Genomic DNA, 19,095 nt, shown 5'->3' with positions numbered 1-19,095 from the left:
CCTTTTTTTGTTCTTTCCCGGAAGGTCTCTCGCAGAACCACTGTAATGCTTTACAGCTCACCGTAGTGGATATCATTTTTCCAGCCGTATTGCCCTCTCAGCGTCTCTTTTACTCACCGCCAGTTCCCATCCAACCATACAAAAAACATCTGAAACGCCGCGCCGGACAGACGCGCGACCCAGTATCGTTCGCTGCAACGAAGGGAGATTGGCGGTAAAAAACGCTTTGCCGAATTAACCACTGAAAAGAGCGCAACGCGTGTGGCACGTTTAATACCAGCACCAGCGAAACGCCAGGAGTGCCGCAGTTGCATTAAAACAATCCCGGCGGGTTAGCGTTTTGGCTGAGGGACTGGCACGGTCGATAAGCGTAAACGTGGCGATTTCAGCGTGAAATCGCCATTAAAAAACAAATCAAATCAGTAAATTAAGTAAAAGTAAGGCCTGGCGAACGCCGTGAAATCTCATCGAGAAGCTCAGAGGAAAAAAGGACAAACAACCACTATGGAGAGTAAATATCAGAGGAGAAGAACAGACCAGTCGGGAGAATGGCTGGCGATTTCACCGTGAAATCCCTGATGAAAAAAATGCCCTTTCAGAGAGTTAACGGTGAAATCACTACGGCGAGCAGGCGGCCCGCTCAGGAGAGATGTTTCTTCAGCACGTTTTCAATCGCGCGATCGAGTTCATCCTGAACCTCACGCGACAGCCGGTTAAATTCATAGCTGAACAGACGACCTTTAGTGCGCTTGCGCGCAAAACGGTCTTTATCCGGGAAACGCCAGAGCGTCGCAATCACGGCTTTGTCTTTCGGGCCCGGTGACGTAAGCAGTTCGCCTTCACGCGCAATAATCCGCATGATGCGGTTTTTTACTTCGTCTTCCGCCAGATCCGGCTCGGCCAGTACGCTATCCACTTCACCGCTGACAGCATCCGTCAGCGTTTTTAACGCTATCTCATTTTTAAGCAGCGTCTCTTCAACAGCGCTCAGCGTTTTGTAATCACTGAACGTGAGTTCAGACTGCACCGGAAAGAAAGCCAGCAACTCGGCAGAGACTGACGCGGCCTGTAACGCGCGGGTCACTTTTGCCTGCGACAACCCTTCCTGTTCGGCTATCTCTTTCTGATTCAGCCCGGCGTTTTTAAGCGCCATCAGACGCAGCCCAATCTCACGGATGTTGTGCTCTTTCGCGGTCTGGATGTCTTTGGCAAGCTTTCGCGCTTCTTCCGCGCTTAGTGCGGCTTCCGTTACCAGCACGGTCAGCCCGGTATGGCAGATAAGCGCTGCCGCGCGACGACGGGAGCCGTCCAGAATTTCAATCCGGTCGCCCGCTTTCACGCCAATCGCCGGGAAGAATTGCTGGAATTTCAGCGTGCGGGTGATATCGCGCAGCGACTCCGGCGTCAGCGCCGACTGGTCGCGCCCGTTGGTTTCCTGGCGCACAAACGTTTTATCGCCAACGTCGCCAGGGGCGACCGTTTCAAGACGGAAGGTGGCTTTGCGACCGGAATTGAGAACAAACACCGAGGAGAAGGTTCCGGCGTCCGTGCTTTCCTTAAAAGGGGAATGGGTGAGTGTACGGCCAATGGTGACTCTTTTTGTGCTCATAGTATTCTCAGCTCATACGAATAAATTCAATGCGATCGAAAACCGCTTTGGCGAAGTCTTCCGCAGCGGCGCGGGCATTTTTTAACGCTTCGCTGCTACCGATATAGGTGGCAGGGTTAGCGGAGATCACCGTATCAAAGGACTCTCCGCAGCGTTCAAAGCCGTCCAGGCGAGGCAGGGCAACATCCAGCATATCGCCGCCAAAAATCTCCTTGGCGAGGCTGTGACAGAGCTTATGGTCCGCTTTGTTAAGCAGCTTCGACATAAAGCCGATGTTTTTCTGCAACCGCACGCGGCAGCCGGACGCTTCAATGAGGGCGATAAGCTCAGGCAAACGGGTGAGGTATTTCAGCGTGGAGTGGAAATCCACCTGCGCAGGCGGCACCGGCGTAAACAGGACATCTGAGGCCGCAATGGCGTTCATCAGAAAAGCGTCGAGATGCGGGCCGCTGTCAACGAAAATGAAATCGTAATCTTTGGCTATCTTGTCGATGATGTTCTGACGCAGCACGGCATAAATGCTGGCGCCCGGCAGATGTTCGGCGCACAGCTCTTCCCAGCGTGAGGCGATAAAAGCATCTTCAATAGATGCCGGCATCACATCCACGCCCGGCACGATGGAGGGCACAATAAATTCTTCCAGCAGCTCTTCGCGCGAGACGTTCTGCAGCATGGCCTGCGCGCTGGTGGTATCAACTGTGCCTACCGCGCGGGTATGGTTAAGGAACATGGTCGCCGACGACTGGGGATCGAGATCGATAACCAGAATACGTAAATCTTCAAACAGCAGGTGAGGGTGTACGCGTAGTGCATGCGCCAGCGAGACCGTGGAGACCGTTTTGGACACCCCGCCTTTCAGATTGCCGACAAAAATAGTGAACGCTTCATCATGACGGTCCCGGTATTTGGGCACGCCGCGATGATGGTAGAGGTCGATAATGTTCTGAACGGACATCGCATACTTGGTGGAAGAGCCGGCCGCGCGTTTATCAAACACGTAACCGTTCGCTTCCATTTCGCTGACGGCGTAATCGACGCTGGCGCGCGTCAGGCGCGGAAGTTTAGCCAGCGCGGCTTTGGCATAGACCTGATAAAAGGTATTTTCCTGAAGCTCATCTTTCTGATGCTGGATCTGCTCTGTCAGGCCCAGAAGCATTCTTTCTGAACGTTCGGCAACTTTCGTCAACTGCTGCTCACTATCCATCATAAAACTCACTGTATGCAGGATTTATTGATTTAAACGAAAATACAGCATAAAAGCCAGCCGGTAAACATAAATGTTGGTCTTCTGTGCGCCAGGGCAACTCATTGACGTCACAAAGGGTTAATGGAAAAGATCGCAGCGCTCACCGCAAAAGAGCCCAGGCGCAATGGAGCGGGAGATGCTCGGTTTCGGGTGTTTATCCACAGGGCAGATCAAAGCAGTCGATCCCAGAAAGATCCCCTATGAGATCCTTAAAGATCCCATTCCTGATTTTCTCATCAGTATCAAATGGTTGCCGGACTTTTTAACCACTATGGAGAGCAGATCATCCACTGAAGCGAGCCGTATATCCACTGTAGTGAGCCTGATAACGGCTGAAGAGAGTGATGTACATCCACTGTAGCGAGTAACCACCGTCAGTTATACCTCTGTGGCCGCCATAGATAAGACGCTGTATTTAAACGTGTTTCCTTCGGTATGCATTTTTTTATCCTTGCGCATTCACATCGTTATTCACAGCGGCTGCCAGCGATTTCGGCGCTTAAACGCCTCACACTCTATCAGAATTGCACTGAACGTACGCTCTCGGGCTATCCACTGTAGTGAGCCATCCTTCAATGGCAGCTACAGATCGTTAATAACATCCACTGGAGAGAGTAAATAACCACTGTAGTGAGTAAACATCCACTATGGAGAGCAATCGGGGCCTATAACCCTGTGGCATATCCACTATGGTGAGTGATACTCTCACTGGCGAAGGTAATATCCACTATGGTGAGTAAGCACCGGACATTCAGGACAGGAGACCCGCACGTGGCTGATGACGAGAGCATTAATATCAATGACGCCTTCAGTGAGCTGGACCGTAAAACCGGGGAGGTCGTGACGCTGGTACCGAACCGTAATAATACGGTGCAGCCGGTCGCGCTGATGCGCCTTGGTCTGTTCGTTCCGACGCTGAAATCCACGGCCCGTGGCCGTAAGGGCCAGATGTCCTCAATGGATGTCACGGAGGAGCTTAAACAGCTCTCGCTGGTAAAATCTGAAGGCTACGAGAATATTAAAATCACCGGCGCGCGTCTGGATATGGACAATGATTTCAAGACCTGGGTCGGGATCATTCATGCCTTCGCCAAATACAATGTTCTCGGAGACAGCGTCACGCTGCCGTTTGTGGAGTTCGTGAAGCTGTGCGGTATTCCTTCCGCGCGTTCGTCTGCAAAGCTTCGCAAGCGCCTCGACGCCTCGCTCACCCGTATCGCCACTAACACCATCTCGTTCAGTAACAAAGAAGGGGAGTATTACGTGACGCACCTGGTGCAGTCCGCCAAATACAGCGCCAAAAAGGATGAGGTGACGTTACAGGCCGACCCGAAAATTTTCGAGCTCTATCAGTTCGACAAAAAAGTACTGCTGCAACTGCGCGCCATTAACGAACTGTCGCGTAAGGAATCAGCGCAGGCGCTCTATACCTTTATCGAAAGCCTGCCGCCCAACCCGGCACCGGTCTCGCTGGCACGTCTGCGAGCACGACTGAATCTGACCTCCCGCACCATTACGCAAAACTCAACGGTGCGTAAGGCGATGGAACAGTTGAAAGAGATTGGCTACCTCGACTACACCGAAATCAAGCGCGGGCGTGTAGTGTACTTCCATATCCACTACAGAAGGCCAAAACTGCGCCCGCAAAGTTTGCCTGGCGCGCTGCCTGCGGGTGAAGAGTTGCCGGCAGATAATGCCGCCGCGGTGGAGGAGCAGGGCGAGATGGTGATGCTGACCAAAGAAGAGCTGGCATTGCTTGAGAAAATCCGCAAGGGGCAGATCTGAATCATCCACTGTAGTGAGTATTCAGGTATGGGGTTTTACCTAATCACTCTCTACAGTGGATTCTGCTCACCATAGTGGATGTTACTCGCTACAGTGGTTATCTCCGGGTGCTGACTCACTACAGTGGATAGATCTTTCACATCCGCTACGCCGATCTTACGGTGCACCCGACAGGATCTGGCGATTTCACCGTGAAATCCTGATGCTTAATCCCTATATTACAGCGACTTAATGGAGAAACATCCTGGCGAGGCGCAGGCTCCTGCTGGCGTAGTCGCATCACCAGAGTTCACTTTTGCAGAGTTCTCCGCATGCCTGTCAGAGACGGTTGCAGTCGAGTAGTGAAAAGCAGCGAAACAACGCAACGTTCAGAGCGCATTAAAAGTCCATTTCGCTATTTATCCGTTTATTAACGCCAATCAGCCTTATTTTATTCCGGCGATAATTTGCGGTTTACCTCATGTCTTGACGTTATTTTTCCCTTAATGAAATTCCCCGGAACCGAACGAAGAATATATCTTTGTGGAAAAATGTAATTAACTATTACTATAGGAAAAACCTTAAAACGACGTGCGAAATAGCGCCGCTTATTTTGCTGTCTCATTACTATTTCAGGTCAACCGGATGACTGCTCGCATATATTATGGATTTATTCTGGCGCTGATTTTCCCTTCTGCTTTTGCGGCACCCCTATCACCCGCCGATCGCGATGCTGTCCGCCAGCAGCAGGAGCAGCTGTTATTACAGGGCCAGCAGCAGCGCGATGAACTGCAGCGCAGCACGCCGCTGCCCCGCGCTGACGCGCCGGTAGTGACCACGCCAGCATCCGGCCCGTGTTTTTCCATTCACACCATTCATTATTCCGGCGCGACGCTGTTAAACGCCCGTGCGCAGGCCGAATTATCGCGCCCGTGGCGGGATCGGTGTCTGGATATGCCGCGCATCACGCAGCTGGTCAACAGCGTTTCGGACTGGTATCTGAGCCGCGGTTACATCACCAGCCGCGCCTTTCTGACCGAGCAGGATCTCACACAGGGCGAGTTGCGTATCGTGGTGCTGGAAGGACGACTGCGCCAGATCCGTCTTGAAGGCGAAACCCCGCGCATGCTGAAGATGGCCTTTCCGGGGCTTGAAGGCAACATTCTCAACCTGCGCGATATCGAGCAGGGCATGGAGCAGATCAACCGCCTGCGCGCCACGCCGGTACAGATAGACATTCTGCCGGACAGCGAGCCGGGCTGGTCGGTGGTCAACCTGACCGCCACGCCCGAATTCCCGCTGCGCGCCACCGTCAGTTTCGATAACAGCGGCCAGAAGAGCACCGGCACCGGGCAGCTCAACGGCTCGCTCACCGCAAACAATGTGCTTGGCCTTGCCGAACAGTGGTTCGTCAGCGGCGGGCGCAGCAGCGATTTCGCCACCGCGTACGATGCCCGCAGCCTGCAGGCAGGCGTCAGTATCCCGTGGGGCTACAGCCTTCTCGATTACAGCTACAGCTGGAGCGACTATCGCTCAACCATCGACAATCAGGGCTTTACCTGGATCTCCACCGGTGACAGCGAAACGCACCGGTTAAACCTTTCCCGCGTCGTATTTCGCAACGGGGATATCAAAACCGCGCTTACGGCGGGCGTGACCCGGCGTGAAAGCCGCAACTGGCTTAATGATGCTCCGCTCGCCAGCAGCAGCCGCAAGCTCTCCAGCCTGACGCTCGGCGTCAATCACACCCAGAAAATCGGCGGCGGCGTCGCGACCTTCAACCCGGCATTCAGCCGTGGCATGCCGTGGTTTGACAGCGAAACCGATGAAGGCAAAACCGGCGATGAACCCAGAGCGCAGTTTCGTAAATGGAGCCTCAGCCTCAGCTGGCAGCGGCCGCTGGGTCAGGATCTGTGGTGGCTGTCCAGCGCCTACGGGCAGTGGTCGCCCGATCGTCTCTACGGCGCTGAACGCCTGACGCTCGGCGGCGAAAGCTCCGTGCGCGGCTTTAAAGAGCAGTATCTCTCCGGCGACAACGGTGGCTACTGGCGTAATGAACTCAACTACACGCTGGTAACGCTGCCGGTGCTGGGCCAGGTCAGCGCCACCGCCGCGCTTGATGGCGGCTGGCTCGCGAAGGATAAACGCGACCGTTACGCCTGCGGCACGCTGTGGGGGGCTGCTGCCGGGCTTGGCAGCGCAGGGCGCTGGTTTGCAAGCCAGCTTACCGTCGGCACGCCGTTACAGTACCCGGACTGGCTGGGGCCGGACCACTTCACCGTTAACTATCGCATCGCATTCACGCTTTAAGAGGCTTCAGGTCATGGATACCCGTCAACCGCCCGTGCGTTTTTCCGCTCGTCTGCTGAGCTACCTCATCATCTCCCTGCTGGTCTGGCAGCCGGTGGCACCCGCCTTTGCGGCTGCCATGACGCCGACAGGCCCCACGGGGATGGATAAAGCGGCGAACGGCGTGCCGGTGGTTAATATCGCCAGACCCAACGCGGCGGGGATCTCTCATAACCAGTTTAAGGACTATAACGTCGGCCAGGAGGGCGTGATCCTCAACAACGCCACGAGCCAGCTGAACCAGACGCAGCTCGGCGGGCTTATCCAGAACAACCCGAACCTCAGAGCGGGCCAGGAAGCGCGCGGCATTATCAACGAAGTGACGGGCGGCAGCCGTTCACAGCTCAACGGCTACACCGAAGTGGCGGGCAAAGCCGCCAACGTGATGGTGGCGAACCCGTATGGCATCACCTGTAACGGCTGCGGTTTTATCAATACGCCGAACGTGACGCTCACTACCGGCAAACCGACGTTCGACGCGGCAGGCAACCTTGCCACCCTCGATGTCACCCGCGGCACCATTACCGTTGAAGGTAAAGGGCTTGACGCCAGCCAGAGCGACGCGCTGTCGATAATCTCCCGCGCGACAGAAGTGAATGCGGCTATCCACGCGCGCGATCTGAACGTCACGGTGGGTGCGAACCGCGTGGACGCCAGCGGCAGCCGCACGGCGATCGCCGGTGAAGGCGCGGCTCCCGTGGTGGCGGTCGATACCGGCGCGCTCGGCGGCATGTACGCTAACCGTATCCGGCTCGTCTCCGGTGACAAAGGCGTCGGGGTCAACCTCGGCAATCTCAACGCCCGCCAGGGCGACATCACGCTTGACGCCAGCGGCAGGCTCGCCGTTAAAAACAGCCTCGCGAGCGGTACGCTGACGGCGAAAGGCGACAACGTCACGCTCAGCGGCGAGCATAAAACCGGCGGCGCGCTCGCGGTCAGCAGCCGCGGCGATGTGGCGCTCCGTGATGCGTCGCTTGCGAGCGACGGCGCCATGACGCTTGCCGCCGATGGCACGCTCTCCTCAGCCGCCAGCACGCTCACCAGCGGTCAGAGCCAGACGCTGAAGGGCAACGCCGTCACGCTGGATAACACCACCCGCGTTGATGCCAGAAACGACGTCACGCTCAACGGCGGCGCACTCGACAACCAGGCGCAGGTAAGCGCAGGCGGCAGTGCGCAGCTCAGCGGCGAGAGGCTTAGCAACAGCGGACAGATAGCGGCAAAGGGCCGTCTGGAAACCCGCACGACGCGCCTTACTAACAGCGGTACGCTGCAGGGCAAAGGCGTGAACGTTGAAAGCGACGCGGTGACCAACAGCGGCACGCTGCAAAGCGGCGCGGAGCTTGCGCTGAACACGTCGACGCTCGATCAACAGGGCACCATCAGCGCCCGTGGTGAGGCTAAATTTACGGCCCGCGACAGCCTGAATAACCGCGCCAGCGCAAAAATCCTCACCGACGGCACGCTGACGGTAAACGCCGGCACGCTCGTGCAAAACGGCACGCTTTCCGGCACAAAGGGCATTCAGGCCCGCACTGAGCGCACCTCGTCCGGTAAGGGAGCGCTTACCACCAGTCAGGGCGACATCCGGCTGGAAGCCACGCAGGAGGCCGATCTGAACGGCCAGACGATGGCCGCAGGCAACCTGACGCTGACCGGTGACGCCGTCACCACGCAGCAGGGCGCGCAGCTGCAAAGCGGGCGCGATCTCACGATTACCGCCCGCGACGCCACGCTGAACGGCACCCAGGCGGCGAAAGGCGCGCTGGACGTGACGGCGCAGCGCCTGAGCCACGGCGGCAAATCTGGCGCCGCCGCCACCCGCGTGACGGCCCAAGAACGCCTTGCTAACAGCGGTACTCTGCTGGGCGACACGCTGACGCTGCGCGGCAAACAGATAACCAACAGCGGGCTGTTGCAGGGCGATCGCGCACTCAGTCTCTTCGCCGATCGTCTCGACAACTTCAACGGCGGCACGCTGTACAGTGCGGCCAGCCTGACCCTCAGTCTGCCTGAGCTCACGAACCAGGGGCAAATCACCACCGATGGCGACCTGACGCTTCGCGGCGCGCAACTGACGAACGGCGGGCTGTTGCAGAGCCAGCGCGCGCTGGAGTTGGCTTACGAGAGTTTCGATAACCTTTCTGGCGGCACGTTGTACAGCGTCCGCGATCTGCATCTTGCTATACCGACGCTCACCAACCAGGGCCTGATCTCGACCGATGGGGGCCTTTCACTGCGCGGCCAGTCGCTGGTAAACAGTGGCGAGATCAACGGGGTGAATCTCACCGGCGATATCGCGTCGTTGCACAATACCGGCCGCCTGCTGGCGGACAACGCCATGACGCTCAGTGCCGCCACGCTCAACAACGGCGGCACGCTGGCGGCAGAGCAGGTGACGATCGCCGCAGATCAACTGCAAAACCAGGGGCTGATGCAGGGCAACCGCGCACTGAACGTGACAGCGGGTGACACCGACAACCAGGGCGCGCTGCGCACCGGCGGTACACTGGCGCTTGAGGGCAGCACGCTGACCACCGGCGGTGAGCTCAGCGCCACGACGCTGCTGCTGACACTGGCAAAACACGCTGATAACCGCGGCAAACTGGTCGCGACCGACGCGCTGCGCCTCACCACGCCGGCGTTCATCAACACCGGCACGCTGGCGGCCGCCACGCTTGAACTGGACAGCGATGCGCTCACCAACCGCGGCACGTTGCAGGGCACCGGCGAAATCCGGGCGCACGGAAAACAGTTCGATAACCAGCAGGGCGGGGTGGTGCTCACGGGCGGCGCGCTGACGCTCGTGAGCGACACGCTCACCAACGCCGGGCTGTTGCAGGGCGACACGCTCGCACTCACCGCGCGCGACTGGCGCAACGACGGTAACGCGCTCGGGCAGAACGGGGTGACGGCAAACATCGCCGGTACGCTGACCAACCAGGGCAACGTGTTAAGCCAGCAGGCGATGACGGTGAACGCGGGGCTCGCCGACAACGGCGGCGCGCTGATGGCGAAAGTGCTGGCGCTGCACGGCGACCTGCAAAACAGCGGTCTTCTCCAGGGCAGCGACGCGCTGACCTGGCACGGCGACTCGCTCACTAACGCTGCAGGCGGCCAGCTCACCGGCGGCAATACGCTTGCGCTCAACGGCACCACGCTCGCCAACCAGGGCCAGATGCAGGCGCGCGCCGTCACGGTGACCGGCGATACCCTGCGTAACGGCGGCACGCTGCAGGCGACCGACAGCCTGACCGCAGCCCTCGGCCAGCAGCTGGATAACCAGGGCAAACTGCTGAGCCAGAACCAGGCCCGCCTGAGCGCCGCGACGCTTATTAACGACGGCGCGCTGGCGGCCCGCGCGCTGACTATACAGGCACCGGCTGTTACCAACCGCGGCACGCTGGCGGGCAACGACAGCCTCACCTTTACCACGCGCAACCTGTATAACGGCACCGGTGGCCAACTCACTACCGGCGGCGGCCTGACGCTGGACCTCGATCGTCTGGAGAACCAGGGGGAACTATCGGTGAACGACGGGCTGACGCTCCGGGCGGACAGCCTGACGAACGGCGGCGATATCCAGGCCGGCGCGCTGGATCTCACCCTCAACGGCGCGCTGGACAACAGCGGACGGCTGATTGCCGATGGGCGCGCGCAGATGATGGCGGGCACGCTCACCAACAGCGGCTCGCTGGCGGGTGAAGACGTCAGTCTTGGCGCGGCGTCCATCCGCAACGGCGGGTTGATCCAGGGCGCGCACAGCGCCGGTGCCACGGCGCAGACGCTCACGAACGACGCCAGCGGCATCTGGCTTTCAGGCGGCGCGCTGACGCTTCACGGCGCTCGCCTCACCAGCGACGGGCAGATAGTCAGCCGTGGCGACGCGACGCTCACGGCGGGCAGCCTCACCGGTAGCGGTCGTCTGGTGGCGGATAACCTCACGCTGCGGGCCGATACGCTCACCAACAACGGGCTGTGGCAGGGCACAACGGCGCTGAACGCCACGGGCGACACCATTACCACCGGCGCGAACGCCCGCACGCTCAGCGGCGGGACGCTGACGCTCGATGCCGGTACGCTCACCACCGGCGGCACGCTGCAGGGCCAGCAGGTCACGGTGGATGCCGACACCTGGACGCACGGCGGCGCGTTAATCAGCCTCGGCGGGCTGGGCGCGCAGACGCAAGGTACGCTGACCAATAACGGCTCGCTGTTAAGCCAGGGGGCGGCGACCGTCACGGCGGGTGAGCTTGCCAACAATGGCGACCTGCTGAGCCAGGGGGCGCTGACGCTCGACGGACAGCGGCTCACCAACCGTGGCGCGCTGCAGGGCGACACCCTGACCGCGTACCAGAACCAGATCAACAACCAGGGCAGCATAACCGGCGCGCAGGCGCTGACGCTCACCGCCCGGCCACAGCCGCGGATGGCGCGGATGTTGCTGGCCGCACCGGCGCGTGAGCTTATCAATGGCGCGAACGGTGCGCTCCTTACTGGCGGTACGCTGCGTATCGATTCCGGCGCGGTCACCAACGCCGGACGCTGGCAGGGACAACATATTCTGCTGAACGCGCAGCGCCTCGATCACAGCGGCGCTATCCAGAGCGCCGACGGCCTGAACATCACGCTTTCCGGCGATCTCAACAGCCTGTCGGGCAGTAAAATCACGGCGCTCGGCGCGGCGGCGCTGGACGCGCTCGCCATGACCAACCAGGGCGAATGGACGGCGAAAAATCTGACGCTCACCGGCAACAGCCTGCGTAACGACGGGGCCATCACCGGCGTCAACGGTCTGACGGCGACCATCGGTAATGACGTCACCCAGGCCAGTAACGGCAAACTGTTAACCGGCGGCGCGCTGACGCTGAACGCAGGCGCGGTAAACAACCAGGGCGCGATGCAGGGCGGCACGCTTGGCATCACCACCGGCGGGCTCACCAACAGCGGCCGGTTGCAGGGCGATAACGGCGCGACGCTCATTGCGCGCGGCGCGTTCACCAATAACGCGGGCGGGCAGGTTATCAGCCGCCAGGGGCTCGCCGTGACCACGCCGGTGCTGGTAAACAACGGCCTGATACAGGGCGGCGGCAACACTCGCGTGGACGCCACCACCTCCGCGCGTAACGACGGTAAACTGCTTTCCGGCGGCCAGCTGACGCTCACCACGCCGCAGTTCACCGGCGCGGGCTGGCTGCAGGCAACGACGCTCATCCTGAATGCCGCGAATGCCACCAACAGCGGCACCTGGCTTGCGGATCAGGGTACGCTCACCGGCACCACGCTGACCAACCAGGGCACCGCGCAGGGCGGGGCGCTGACGGTCAACTACGGCACACTCAATAACAACGGCACGCTGCTCGGTAATAACCAGCTGACGGTCAATGCAAATCAGGTGAACCAGCAGGCGGCGGGCAAGCTCTTCTCCGGCGGCGATTTGTGGATTGGCAGCGCGGGGCTGGACGCGGCGGGCCAGCTGGTGGCGCTCGGTAACCTGACGCTTAAGCTCACTAACGCGTTTACCAATACCCACGCGCTGGCGGCAGGGAAAACCCTCACCGTCACCAGCAATGGCGCTATCGACAACCGCGGCGTGTTACAGGGCCAGGCGGTGAACGTCAGCGCAGGCGGGGCGCTTACCAACAACGGACAGATCACGACCGGCAGCGGCGCGAGCACGCTCAGCGGCAGCAGCGTGGCGCTGAACGGCGCAGGCACGTTACAGGGCGGCGGCGATGTGAATATCGCGAGCCACGGCAATATCACCGTGGACGGCTTTACCGGCACCCGCGGCAGCCTGACGCTCACCGCGCCGGGCAGCATCATCAATACCGCGCTGCTCTACGCGGCGAATAATCTCGCGCTCTATGCCAACAGCATCACCAACCAGCGCGGCGATATTCTTGCGGGCAATAGTCTGTGGATGCAGAAAGACGCAGCGGGCAATGCGAATGCGGAAGTGGTCAATACCTCTGGTAATATCGAGACGCAGAACGGCGATATTACGATTAAGACCGGGCATTTGCTGAATCAAAGGGATGGGTTGAGTCTAAAAGAGTCAGTAATTAATGGTTCAAGTATAAATGGGCTTGGAAATGGCACATTAACCGTGGATTATACGGAATTACCATCAGGGACATATGGATATACTGTTTATACAACTTATGAGGAAGGACCAAGTTGTGGAGGAAAAGATGGGGGGTGTGACTCATGGAATACAACACATTATTCATACGTGCCTTTTGCTGAGTATACAACACAAAGGTTTCTTATAAACCAAAAAAAGGTAGATGTTGTTAATGCTGGTAGTGCTTCTGTAATATCTTCCGGTGGAAATGTAATTATTTCAGCAGGATCCTTTGAAAATCAGGCAAGTAATTTACTGGCTTCAAAAGATATCAGATTACAGGGTAACCATTTAAATAATCATAGCGTGCAAGCGGGTACAACATCAGAATACTTTGTTTATCAATACGAGAGTGATGGCAATAATTCATTACAGGTAAACCCAATTCCTGTTGGTGGGCTTTCCAATAAAAATACTAAATTCACAGAACACAATCGAGACGTTAAATTTAAGCTTACTGGCAAGACAACCGAAACTGAAAACGGCGAACTCTACCGCGCCGTTATTCAAGCCGGTGGTAACGTCACCGCGAATTTTGCCGATAATATCAGTAACACCAGCACCACCGCGAACGCAGGAAAAGTCAGCAACACCATTACCGCGCCGTCCCTGAATACTCTGAGCCATCAAAGTATCGGCGGTAGCGTGCAAAAACAGGCGCTGGCAGGCGGTGCGGCCGTCGCCGTCAACTCGCCGGAGTGGAAAGATCAGCTCCAGGGCGCGCTGCAACAGATTAACGGCGGCGGCGCGCTGGAAAACAGTGCGGGCGGCACTTCGCTTGCGAATATTTCCACCAGCAAAGCGGGCAAGGCGAACCTCGGCAGCGTGGGCGGCCTGGCGAATGCGGGCGTCACGGCGGCGAGCGCGGGCAACATCGCAGGCGGCGCGCTGGCGAACACGCCAAGCAAACCCGTTGATACCAGCGCCTATCCGCTGCCTTCGGGCAATAACGGCTTTTTCGTGGTCTCCGATAACCCGAAAAGCCCGTACCTTATCAACGTCAACCCGAAACTGGACGGCCTTGGCGAGCTCGATCCGGCGCTGTTCGGCGATCTCAACAAACTGCTGGGCGTTCAGCCTGGCGCCGCGCCGCGTGAAACGCGCGCGAGCTTCACCAATGAAAAACAGTTCCTCGGCTCGTCCTATATGCTCGGGCGGCTCAACCTCAACCCGGAGTATGACTACCGCTTCCTCGGCGACGCCGCGTTCGACACCCGTTACGTCAGCAATACGCTGCTGAACCAGACCGGCAACCGCTATCTCAACGGTGTCGGCTCCGATCTCCAGCAGATGCAGTACCTGATGGACAGCGCGGCGGCACAGCAAAAATCCCTCGGCCTGCAGTTTGGCGTTGCGCTGACGCATGAGCAAATCGCCTCGCTCGATAAAAGCATTCTCTGGTGGGAGTCCGCCACGGTGAATGGCGAGACGGTGATGATCCCCAAACTCTATCTCTCGCCGAAAGACGTCACGGTTAACAACGGCAGCGTGATCGCGGGGAATAACGTCAGCCTGAAAGGCGGCGACATCACTAGCAGCGGCAGTACGCTGCTGGCCAGACAGGATTTAAAACTCGACAGCCAGAACAGCATCAGCAACCTCAATGACGGCCTGATGAAAGCAGGCGGCGGCCTGAGCCTGAGCGCCATTGGCGATATTAATAACATCAGCTCGGCCATCAGCGGGAAAACCGTGGCGCTGGAGAGCACCGACGGCAGCATCAACAACATCACGCTGGCAGAGCAAACCAGCATCGACGCGCGCAACAAGCACAGCAGCGTCATGCTGAAAGACACCACGCTCGGCAGCAGGGCGACGATTAGCGCGCAGGACAGCCTGGCCTTACAGGCGGGTAAAAACATCACGCTCACCGGCGCGAATCTCGCCTCCGGCGGCGATCTGCTGATGAACGCCTGGGGCGATATCGCGGTGAATGCCAACCAGGTAAACGACGCTTACGGGCAGTCGGGCTTCCGGAATAACACCAACATTAGCCGCTCTTCGGTCACGTACCAGGGCAGCAGCATCAGCGCAGGCGGCAATCTCGGCATCAAAGCCGGTGATAACCTCCGCGTGGCGGCAAGTGATATCAAAGCAGGCGGCAGCGCGGCGCTCGCGGCAGGCGGCGATCTCAGCCTCGACGCGCTGCAAACCAGCAACAACAACCGCAGCGGCAAGCGCGAAACGCACAGTACCGGGCTCGATCGCACGACCGTTTCCGCGGGCGACAACCTGACGCTGAGCGCAGGCCGGGACATCAACGCCCACGCAGCGGCTCTTGCAGCGGAAAATAATATCGGTATTCAGGCGGGCCGCGATGTGAACCTGGAGGCGGAAGCCACCACGGCAGGCGACAGCTACCGCTCGAAGAAGAAAACCACCATTAACGAGTCTGTGCGTCAGCAGGGCACGGAACTGGCGAGCGGCGGTAACACGGTCATTGTCGCCGGGCGTGATATGAACGCCGACGCGGCGCAGGCTACGGCGAAGGGCGATATCGGCGTGACGGCGGGGCGCGATATCAACCTCGCGACCGCCACCGAGAGCGACTACCGCTACAAAGAAAAAACCACCGTTAAAAAAGGCTTCCTGAAGAAAACCACCACGCATACGGTGTCTGAGCAGAGCGCCACCCGTGAGGCGGGCACGCTGCTGAGTGGCGATAACGTCACGCTGAAGGCGGGTGAAGATGTGCTCGTCAAAGGGTCGGCGGTGGCAGGCGACGGTAACGTCGCGCTGAGCGCCGGTAAAAACGTGGATATCGTGGCGGCCACCAATACCGACGCGAACTGGCAACTTAAGGAGAAGAAAAAGAGCGGCCTGATGGGATCCGGCGGGATCGGCTTTACCATCGGCAGCAGCAAAACGCGCCATGAGCTGAAAGAGAAGGGCACGACCCAGAGCCAGAGCGTCAGCACCGTCGGCTCGACCGGCGGCGACGTCAGCATCACCGCCGGTGAACAGGCGCGCGTCAGCGGCGCCGATCTGGTGGCCGGGAAAAACCTCACGCTTACCGGCGACAGCGTCATTATCGAGCCAGGGCATGATAAACGCACCCGCACAGAGACCTTCGAACAGAAATCCAGCGGGCTGACCGTGGCGCTCTCGGGCGCGGTGGGCGATGCCGTTAACAGCGCCGTCACCACGGCGATGGCCGCGAAAGAGCAGAGCGACAGCCGTCTTGCCGGGTTGCAGGCGACAAAAGCCGTGCTTTCTGGCGTGCAGGCTAATCAGGCATCGCGGCTTGCTGAGGCATCCAATGACAAAAGTGGGGGTATCGCGGTCAGCGTGTCGCTCACGACGCAGAAATCCAGCTCAAAACAACAGCAGGAGACATCGCTGGCAAACGGTTCGACCCTGAGCGCCACCAATAACCTCGCCGTAGTGGCGACGGGTAAAGGCGACAGCGCTAACAGCGGCGACATTCTGATTGGAGGCAGTAAGCTCAAAGCAGGCGGAGACGCGACGCTCAGCGCGGCGAATAATTTACTGTTGACCGGCGCGGCTAATACCGAGAAAACCACCGGTAAAAACAGCAGCAGCGGCGGCGGTATCGGCTTAAGCTTCGGACTAAATCAGGGCAGCGCGGGCATCAGTATTTTTGCCAACGCCAACGCGTCGAAAGGCAAAGAGAAAGACAACGGCACCACCTGGAGCGAGACGACAGTAGACAGCGGCGGTACGGCAATGCTCGCCAGCGGGCGCGATACCACGCTTAACGGCGCACAGGTTAATGGCGAGAAGGTCATCGCCGACGTGGGCCACAATCTCACCATCGCCAGCCAGCAGGACAGCAACCGCTACAACAGCAAACAAACTAACGTTAATGCGGGCGGCAGCTTTACCTTCGGCTCTATGACCGGCTCCGGATATCTTGGCGTAACCCAGGATAAAATGCGCAGTACCTTCGACAGCGTGGCAGAGCAGAGCGGGATTTTCGCCGGTAAGGGGGCTTTGACGTCTCCGTTGGCAACCACACGCAGCTTACCGGTGCGGTGATTGGCTCAACCGCCGCGGCGGATAAAAACCGGCTGGAGACCGGCACGCTGGGCTTTACGGATATTGGCAATAAGGCGGATTACAAGGTCAGCCATAAGGGCGGAACGATTGGTGCCGGGACCGGGTCAGGCTCTTTAATAGGGCTGGCAAGCAGCGCGCTTTCCGCCGTCAGCGGGGCGATGCTGTCAGGGCTCGGCAACAGCGGTCACGCCAGCGGCACCACGCAGTCTGCGGTGTCGGAAGGGACTATTGTTATCCGGGATAAAACCGGCCAGCAACAGGATATGGCCTCGCTGAGCCGCGACGTGGCGAATGCCAACGACGCCATCAGCCCGATCTTTAACAAAGAGAAAGAACAAAAACGCCTGCAAATCGCGCAGATGACCGGTGACATTGCCGGGCAGATGACCAGCATGGTGATGACGGAAGGCAACATCAGCGCGCTGAAAGCGGCCCGTGCCGTGCCCGGCAATGCGAATTTAAGCGCGGAAGAGCTTAAGCAAACCCAGGCGTATCAGGACGCTTTCCGGGATTACGGCACCGGCGGAAAATACCAGCAAATTGCGCAGTCGGCCTCTGCGGCGATAGCAGGTCTGGCCAACGGTGATTTCTCCGGAGCCGTAGCTGGCGCCGCTGCGCCTTTCATCGCGACGTTTGTGAAAAAACACACCGACGAAGACAGCGCCCAGCGCATTCTGGCCCACGCGCTGGCGGGCGCGGTAATTGCAAAAGCGCAGGGTAAAGATGCGCTGGCAGGCGCCGCCGGGGCCTCCGCCGGTGAACTGACGGCGAAACTGGCGCTCGATCTGTACGGTAAAAAACCGGAACAGCTGGGGGAAGACGAAAGACAGCTGGTCAGTGCGCTCTCGTCCGTTGCCGCAGGGCTCGCCGGCGCAGCCGTCAGCGATAATACCGCGGGTGTTCAGGCCGCAGCGCAGGCCGGTAAGAATGCGGTTGAGAATAATGCATTAAATGGAAATGATGCCCAGGAAAAAAGCAACATCCAACTTGCTTTATCTGAAACCGGACTTGCTCTTCATCCTCGCTCGCTTGAAGAAATTGAATCCTTAGAGAAACGGCGTGATCAGCTGCAACGTTTAAGTGAGGTCGTAGATCAATATGTAAAAGATGCCTGTTCACAAGGGATAGCCTCAACTTCCTGTCAGGAAGCCAACGTACTCCTGTTAGGTCTTCAGCAGAGTTATGACGGTTATCTCGGCAGCACGACTTATAAAGATCTTAACAAAGATGAATATGCAAAGGTTAGCCAGTTAATAGCAGAGACCACTGCTGGAAGCTGGGATTACACAATTGAGGATTATGCAAAAACCCATAACATAAGTTACCAGGAAGCGAAGGATAAATTTGCCAAAGCTATTCGTATCAATCAGGCAGCAGACATCATTGGCATACTCTATGGATTTAAAAATCCGGAAGGTGGAAAAGCTTCTTCTGTTGCTCCTGCTATTGCCTCGTCGATAAAACGAGTCTTGTCTGTATACGACAAGTTTAAACAGCTCATTGCCAGTGGTACTAAAGGTAATAATGATGTATTAGCTTTAGCTGGAACAGGTGACAGCGGATATTTTTCATTTGGCGAGAGTTCAATATCGCCTGTAAATTTATCCAAAGGAACTAATGGTGGCAACAAACAGTCTGGAATCAATGAGACTGGTAAAATTGAAAAAATTCTTCCTCCGGAAAAAAATTGGGAGAGAGCACGTAATAAAGCTATTGATATCGTTGGAGGATTGGGGGCGGATTCTTTACCAGTTATCGGGAGAATGGAAATTAGCGAGGGATATAGTAAAGTTATTGGCCGGCAATCTAATGACAAAAAAATAGGCTGGCGAGTTGATTACGACCCACAAAAAGGGGTGCATATTAACATATGGAACTATACTAAAGGTAAAGGCATTGGAAAGGCAGAAAAAATAGTTATACCATTTGAAGGTAATGAAGAAACGTTCGTAAATATAGTTAATCAACTGAACAGGTAAT

At 58.1% G+C, this 19,095-nt stretch carries 6 protein-coding genes; 4 read left to right on the top strand and 2 right to left on the bottom strand.

Going from position 1 to position 19,095, the window contains the following annotated elements:
- Positions 1-640 precede the first annotated feature (640 nt).
- On the bottom strand, positions 641-1,609 hold the full coding sequence (locus BJP61_RS21390; protein WP_075192628.1) for a ParB family protein: 969 nt from the start codon (positions 1,607-1,609) through the stop codon (positions 641-643).
- 7 nt (positions 1,610-1,616) lie between these two features.
- Positions 1,617-2,813, bottom strand: coding sequence for an AAA family ATPase (locus tag BJP61_RS21385; RefSeq protein WP_255485560.1), 1,197 nt, complete (start codon positions 2,811-2,813; stop codon positions 1,617-1,619).
- An 813-nt stretch (positions 2,814-3,626) separates the two neighbouring features.
- Here BJP61_RS21385 and BJP61_RS21380 point away from each other — a divergent pair.
- The 4 genes from BJP61_RS21380 (at position 3,627) to BJP61_RS21805 (ending at position 19,094) form a co-directional block, all read left to right on the top strand.
- Positions 3,627-4,640 (top strand): RepB family plasmid replication initiator protein, encoded by a 1,014-nt coding sequence (locus BJP61_RS21380; protein ID WP_255485545.1) that lies wholly within the window; start codon positions 3,627-3,629, stop codon positions 4,638-4,640.
- 624 nt (positions 4,641-5,264) lie between these two features.
- Positions 5,265-6,929 carry a ShlB/FhaC/HecB family hemolysin secretion/activation protein gene (locus tag BJP61_RS21375; protein WP_171999686.1) on the top strand — a complete coding sequence of 555 codons (1,665 nt, stop codon included), beginning with the start codon at positions 5,265-5,267 and terminating at the stop codon, positions 6,927-6,929.
- A 13-nt stretch (positions 6,930-6,942) separates the two neighbouring features.
- Positions 6,943-17,094, top strand: coding sequence for a hemagglutinin repeat-containing protein (locus BJP61_RS21570; RefSeq protein ID WP_181954718.1), 10,152 nt, complete (start codon positions 6,943-6,945; stop codon positions 17,092-17,094).
- Positions 17,091-19,094, top strand: coding sequence for a VENN motif pre-toxin domain-containing protein (locus BJP61_RS21805; protein ID WP_275940624.1), 2,004 nt, complete (start codon positions 17,091-17,093; stop codon positions 19,092-19,094). The genes BJP61_RS21570 and BJP61_RS21805 overlap by 4 nt, the downstream gene beginning before the upstream one ends.
- Position 19,095: the final 1 nt, after the last annotated feature.

It is taken from the genome of Cronobacter sp. JZ38, from assembly GCF_008932145.1.
Taxonomy (GTDB): Bacteria; Pseudomonadota; Gammaproteobacteria; order Enterobacterales; family Enterobacteriaceae; genus Cronobacter; species Cronobacter muytjensii.
Note: the sequence above shows the minus strand (reverse complement) of the source record. Positions and strands in the feature narration are given on the sequence as shown.